Origin of the sequence: Acinetobacter sp., from assembly GCF_036659555.1 — a bacterium.
In the GTDB taxonomy this organism is placed as follows: domain Bacteria; phylum Pseudomonadota; class Gammaproteobacteria; order Pseudomonadales; family Moraxellaceae; genus Acinetobacter.
In genome coordinates, this window is sequence record NZ_JAVXCI010000124.1 from 1 (window position 1) to 6,593 (window position 6,593).

A 6,593-nucleotide genomic window follows, 5' to 3' on the forward strand; every position below is an offset into this window, starting at 1 on the left:
ATAGCCCCAAAGGTTAAGAAGTTTATGGTGAAACTCCTTAACTGATCAGCATTACCTATTCAAGGCTCTTTTTTTACGGCTTATTTCCGGTATCCATTCGGATTCCGCTTTTGCCAGTTCCAGCTGTCCGCCAGCATGTCTTCCAGGCTGTATTTAGGCTGCCAGCCCAGCTCCGCCACTGCGCGTGCATTGTCGGCAAACGAAGTCGCCACATCGCCTTCGCGGCGCGGCGAAAACGCATAGCGTACAGGAATGCCGTTAACCTGCTCAAAGGTTTTGACCACTTCCAAAACAGAAGAGCCTTTGCCTGTGCCGATATTCCAGGCGCGGCAGCCGCTATTTTCCAGGCGGTTATTCAAGGCGCATAAATGCGCATTGGCCAAGTCAACAACATGGATATAGTCCCGCACGCCTGTGCCGTCAGGGGTAGCGTAATCATTGCCGAAAATTGCGAGCTTTTCGCGGCGGCCGACCGCCACCTGAGTCACATAAGGCATTAAGTTATTCGGAATGCCCTGCGGATCTTCGCCCATGCAGCCGCTCTTGTGCGCGCCGACCGGGTTGAAATAGCGCAGCAGCGCGATGGACCAGCGCGCATCGGCAGCCGCCAGCTTCTGCAGCAGCTGCTCGGCAATCAGCTTGGTATAGCCGTAATTATTGCTTGGCATGCCTGTCGGCATATCTTCATTCAGGGGGGAAACATTGGCTTCGTCATATACGGTTGCTGATGAGCTGAAGACCAGCTTGAATACGCCGGCCCGCTCCATGGCCTTCGCCAGGCTGATGGTGCCGGCAATATTATTGTCAAAATACGCCAGCGGAATCTGCTGGCTCTCACCCACGGCTTTCAGGCCGGCAAAGTGAATCACCGCATCAATTGCATGCGCTGCGAAAATCTGATCTAAAACCTGCTGATCTAAAATATCGCCGCGCACAAACACTAAATCTTTCGAAGTCAGCGCTTTTACGCGGGTTAAAGATTCTTCTGAACTGTTGGACAAATTATCCAGCACAACAACCTCATGCCCTGCATCCAATAATTCAACGCAGGTATGCGAACCGATGTAGCCGGCGCCGCCCGTTACTAAAATTTTAGCCATCTGTTTTTCCTAAAAAAATCCGGATTAAGCCTTGGGTCGAAGCATCCAGCTTGGATAAATCAGTCTGCGCGCCGTTTAAAATCGGCAAAAGCTGATTGGCGATTTCCTTGCCTTTTTCTACGCCCCACTGGTCAAATGGGTTGATATTCCAAAGCACCGACTGCACAAAAACTTTATGCTCATACATGGCAATCAGCATGCCTAGGCTGTACGGGTTCAGCTCCTGCAGCAGGATTGTCGTGCTGGGCTGATTGCCTGCATATTTTTTATATTCCGGCAAGGATTCCAATTCGCTTTGATCCAAAGCCTGATTGCCGAAAGCCAATAAGCGGGATTGGGCTAAGCAGTTTGACAGCGCAAGATGATGCTGTTCAATCAATGCATCGGCATTGTCCACATAGGTAAACTGCTGGCTGTTATAGCGCCGCACAGGCGCAATAAAGTCGCAGCTGACCGAGTGCGTACCCTGATGCAGCAGCTGATAAAATGCATGCTGCGCATTCGGCCCAACCTCGCCCCAGACAATCGGGCAAGTATCCCAGGCTGCTTTTTCGCCATTGCGCTGAATCGACTTGCCGTTGGACTCCATTTCCAGCTGCTGCAGATAGGCGGCAAAATATTTCAGGCGCCCATCGTAAGGCAGTACCGCATGCGTCTGGATATCCAAGAAATTGTTATTCCAGGCGCCCAGCAGGCCCATCAGTACCGGAATGTTTTTTTCAAACGGCGCATGCTGGAAATGCTGATCCAGCGCATGCGCCCCGGCCAGAAACTGCTTAAAGCCCGCAGCGCCAATGCTTAAGGCAATCGGCAGGCCAATGCATGACCACAGTGAATAGCGCCCGCCGACCCAATCCCACAGCAGGAACTGATTTTCCGGCGCGATGCCCCAAGCGTCCATTTTCTCCGGCTTGGTCGACACCCCAATAAAATGATGCTTCAGGATCTGCAGTTCTTGGCCTAAAGCTTTTTCCAGCCACAGGCGGACAGTTTGCGCATTCGACAGCGTATCAATAGTGCCGAAGGACTTGGAGGAAATAATAAACAGGGTGGTTTCAGGGCGCAATTGGTGCAATAAATCTGAAAGCTGCGTGCCGTCCATCGTCGATACAAAGTGCATCTTCAGCGGTTTGGCTGTATTGACCTTAAAGTCCGACAGCGCATGGCTCACCATCAGCGGGCCAAGGTCTGAACCGCCCACGCCGATATTCACCACATCCTGAATCACCTCGCCTGTCGCGCCACGGCACTGTCCGGCATGAATTTTTTCCACCAAGGCATACATGCGCTCCAGCTGCTCATGCACCTGCTGGGCTAATTCAGGATGCTGCGCATCGCTCGGCGGCAGGCGCAAAGCCCAATGCATAACAGCGCGCTGCTCAGTATAGTTGATTTTTTCTTCTGAAAATAAGCGTTTAACCCATGCATCCAGATCGCGCGCCTTGACCAGATCCAACAGCGCCCGGATAACAGATTGATCGATGCGCTGTTTGCTGCAGTCAAAAATAATCTTATCAAACTGAATTGAGAAATGTCCGAAACGCTGCGGATCTTCCGCAAACAGCGCATTGAGATGCTTTTGACCGACGCTTTCACTCAAATCCGTTAAATGCGACATTGCTGATCCTGCGTCCTTTTTTGGGAACGGATGTAAATTCATCATTAGCGCCCGACCCCCATATAGGCAAAACCCTGCGCCTTGACATAGCCAGGATCATAAATATTGCGGCCGTCCAAAAGCAGCGGATGCTGCATGCGCTGCTTTAATTGCGCATAATCAGGCGACCAATATTGTTTCCATGCGGTCAATAAGCACAGTGCATGCGCCTGATCAGCAGCCTCATACTGGTCCTGACATAGAATCAAGTCGCCGCGTTCCGCATACTGTTCACGGATTTCATCCAGCGCTTGCGGGTCATGCAGCTTGACCGTCACGCCCTGCGCCCATAATGCTTCCAGCATGGTATGAATTGGGGAATAATGCGTGCTGGAGCTGTTTTCTTTAAAAGCCGCGCCCCAGATGGCGACCGTTTTGCCAGCCAGATTGCCATGGAAATAAGCCCACAGCTTTCGGAATAGAAATTCTTTTTGCTGTTCGTTAATGTCCCAGACCTGCGCCAGGAGCTGGCTTTTTACGCCGGTATTTGACACAGCGCTGGTTAAGGTCAAAATATCCTGTGAGAAATTTTCCCCGCCAAAGCCCGCGCCGGAATACAGATAGCTGGCGCCGATCCGGCTGTCTGCAGCCAAGCCCTGACGGACATTTTCAATATCAATATCTAATTTTTCCGCAACCACAGCCAGGTCATTCATATAGCTGATGCGCGTCGCCAGCATTCCGGAAATGCTCAATTTGGTAAATTCAGCATCCAGCACCGGCATAAACAGGTATTCCTGCGCGCGCGGAAACAGCGGCCTGAGCATTTCCTGTATCCGCCGCTGCACGCGGGCCTCTTCACAGCCGAGAATAAGCCGGCTCGCGCCTGTAATGCTTTTGAATGCCCGCCCTTCCTGAACGGTATCGGGGAAATACACCCAGTCATCCTGAGGCAGCAGGTCTTTAAAAGCCTGAGTCCCATGCAGCCCAAAGCTGGATGCATTAATCATCAGCTTAGGATGAATAATTGTGCGCTGTTTCAGCTTATGCAGCACACTGCGCGCCAAGTGCTCCTGCGCGGTGTTAAAGCTGAAAATATAGGCATCAATTTCTAAACTGAGCTGTTCAAAATTGCAATATTTTAAAAATCCGCTTCTGAACTGCTTTTCCAGCGCGTCCAAGACCTCCTGCTCTTTGGTGTCAAAGGCTGGAGCATGGCTTGGCTCATGGCACACATAAACCTCATGCCCGTATTGCGCAAGCAATGACGCCATGACAGCAGCATAAAGTGTTGTTCCAAATATTGCGATTTTCATGATGGATCTCTTCGCCTACAGTTCCAGCCCGCGGATCATCGTTTTAAAGTCTTCACCCAGTACAGGATGGCTCACGCCATAATGCAGCACGGCTTTTAAATAGCCGAGCTTGCTGCCGCAGTCAAAAGTCTGGCCTTTCATGCGGTAGGCTTCAACCGCTTCTGTCTGCTGCAGCAGCGCAATCGCGTCAGTCAGCTGAATTTCATTGCCTGCGCCTTTTGGAGTTTTTTCCAGCAGCTGCATGATTTTCGCCGGCAGGATGTAGCGCCCCACCACAGACAGATTAGATGGCGCTGCGCCTGCTGCAGGCTTTTCTACAATGCCCTGCATGGCAATGCTTTCACCTTCATTTGGAGAGCTTGCCACATCCACAATACCATACTGGTCAACTAAATGATCCGGCACAGCTTCAACCATAATCTGCGCTGCTTTAGACGCGTTAAAACGGCGAATCATGCGCGCCAAATCATTTTCGGCAGCGTTTTCTTTTACCAGCACATCCGGCAGCAGCACCGCAAAGTCATCACCGCCGACTACTGATTTTGCGCACAGCACCGCATGCCCCAAGCCCAGCGGCTGCGGCTGGCGCACGCTGATCACGCTGACATGGGGCGGTAAAATTTCAGTAATTTCTTTCAGCAAGTCAAATTTCTTTTTATTTTCCAGCGAAGTTTCCAGCTCAAAATTTCGGTCAAAATAGTTTTCAATCGATGCTTTTGATGAATGCGTCACCAGAATAATCTGTTCAATGCCGGCAGCCACCGCTTCCTTGACCACATATTCAATGGCAGGGCGGTCAACCACCGTCACCATTTCTTTCGGAATGGATTTGCTGGCCGGCAGGAAACGCGTACCTAAACCCGCAACAGGGAGGATGGCTTTTTTGATCATGTTAAAACCAGATGAATAATTGATAAAAATTAAGCTGATTCAGATTCGGATTTTTCCGATCTATTAGGATTACTGAAACGCGCTGCCCCTACAGCTTGATTCGGCGCATTAATCCCCTCTTTTGCAGCCATTACTTTAATGGTTTTCAGCATAATTTGAAAATCCAGCATTATTGACAGCGTTTCAACATATTCTATATCCAGCTCAAATTTTTCGTCCCAGGATAAGTTATTGCGTCCGCTTACCTGAGCCAGCCCAGTCATGCCGGGCTTGACTTCGTGCCGGCGCATTTGCTCAGGCGTATAATGTTCCAGAAAATCTTTCATCTGTGGACGAGGTCCAACAATACTCATATCCCCTTTGAGAACATTGATCAGCTGCGGCATTTCATCTAGTGTCGTCGATCTTAACTTATGCCCAAATGGAGTAATTCTTTGATCATCTGGCAGAAGGTTGCCGTCTTTATCCACCGCATCTTTCATGGAGCGGAATTTAATCATTTTAAATAATTTTCCATCTTTCCCCGGCCGTTCCTGATAGAAAAGCACAGGAGAACCTAAATTTTTACGAACTTTATAAGTAACCAATAAAAAAATAGGGGACAAAATTATTAATGCAATAAAAGAAATAAGTATATCTACTAAGCGTTTCATATCAATTATCAATACCCAAGATTTCAAATAGTTTTTTATTTACCGCATGAACATCAAATTTTTCACAGGCGATTTTATAGCTTTCTCTCCCCATAATGTTAATTTGTTCTGGATTTTCAATAAAAAAGCACATTTTTTCTGCAAGAGCATCGGCATTCCATTTAGGAACTAAAAAGCCATTCACCCCATCTACGACAGTATCTCTACAGCCCGGCACATCTGTTGTTATCACTGGGCGACCAATTGCCATGGCTTCTTGTGTACTACGCGGAACACCCTCTCTATATGAAGGCAGAACAAAAACGCTTGTGTTCGTTATCCAGTCCGGAACATTTACGACATAGCCTGGATATTCAAATAAATTTTCTTGTACTAATTGATCAAGTGTTTCCTGCTTTAAAGCGCCCAAATTCTCATGGTCAATTGCACCAAGTACAGTAAAATGCGCATTAGGATATTTGGATTTTACGATACGCATAGCTTCAATTAATTCAAATACGCCCTTTTCTTTTAATAATCGGCCAATAAATAAAAATTTAACTGGGTGAATTGGAGGCTGTGAATATTGATAATTAGCAAAGTTTAAACCTATTCCCCCTAAAATATGGACTTCGGGTACTTTTAAACTATATGCATCCATTAGATCTTTTTTATCATCGCCATTTAAAAAAATTATTTTATCCATGAATTTAAATGCGATTCTATATAATAACACTTGAATATTACGAACCAGTTTAGTTTTAAAGGTCTGCCCTTCTGGTTGATCGGTAAAAGTGTAACCTAGCCCCTCAAGCATACCGACGATGTCTGGAACTTTCGCTGCTTTCGCTGCTAAAGTTCCGTAAATCACTGGTTTAGCTGAATAAGATAAAACTAGATCTGGCCCAATTTTCTTTATTTGATAAATTAATTGTATTGTTGATTGAATATCTGCTAAAGGATTTAAACCACCGCGGCTTAAGTTATAAGTCACCACCTCAACACCTAATTCAGATAACTTTTCAATCCATTCATCAGTGTATTCTGAAACAAAAGC

General features: G+C 47.6%; 6 protein-coding genes. All 6 read right to left on the reverse strand.

Annotated elements, in window-relative coordinates; all coding sequences use genetic code 11:
- Positions 1–80: 80 nt before the first annotated feature.
- Positions 81–1,100, reverse strand: a complete 1,020-nt coding sequence (galE, locus tag RSA72_RS13335; RefSeq protein WP_332622809.1) for a UDP-glucose 4-epimerase GalE — start codon at positions 1,098–1,100, stop codon at positions 81–83.
- Entirely contained in the window at positions 1,093–2,718 is a 1,626-nt protein-coding gene (gene pgi / locus RSA72_RS13340; RefSeq protein ID WP_332622810.1) for a glucose-6-phosphate isomerase, read from the reverse strand. The genes galE and pgi overlap by 8 nt, the downstream gene beginning before the upstream one ends.
- 44 nt (positions 2,719–2,762) lie before the next feature.
- Positions 2,763–4,013, reverse strand: a complete 1,251-nt coding sequence (locus RSA72_RS13345; protein WP_332622811.1) for a UDP binding domain-containing protein — start codon at positions 4,011–4,013, stop codon at positions 2,763–2,765.
- A 15-nt stretch (positions 4,014–4,028) separates the two neighbouring features.
- Positions 4,029–4,904, reverse strand: a complete 876-nt coding sequence (gene galU / locus RSA72_RS13350) for a UTP--glucose-1-phosphate uridylyltransferase GalU (protein WP_332622812.1) — start codon at positions 4,902–4,904, stop codon at positions 4,029–4,031.
- A 29-nt stretch (positions 4,905–4,933) separates the two neighbouring features.
- Complete coding sequence (locus tag RSA72_RS13355) at positions 4,934–5,557, reverse strand: sugar transferase (protein WP_332622813.1); 624 nt, start codon at positions 5,555–5,557, stop codon at positions 4,934–4,936.
- Between the two features lies 1 nt (position 5,558).
- The coding region (locus RSA72_RS13360) for a glycosyltransferase family 4 protein (RefSeq protein ID WP_332622815.1) at positions 5,559–6,593 on the reverse strand (1,035 nt) is incomplete at its 5' end.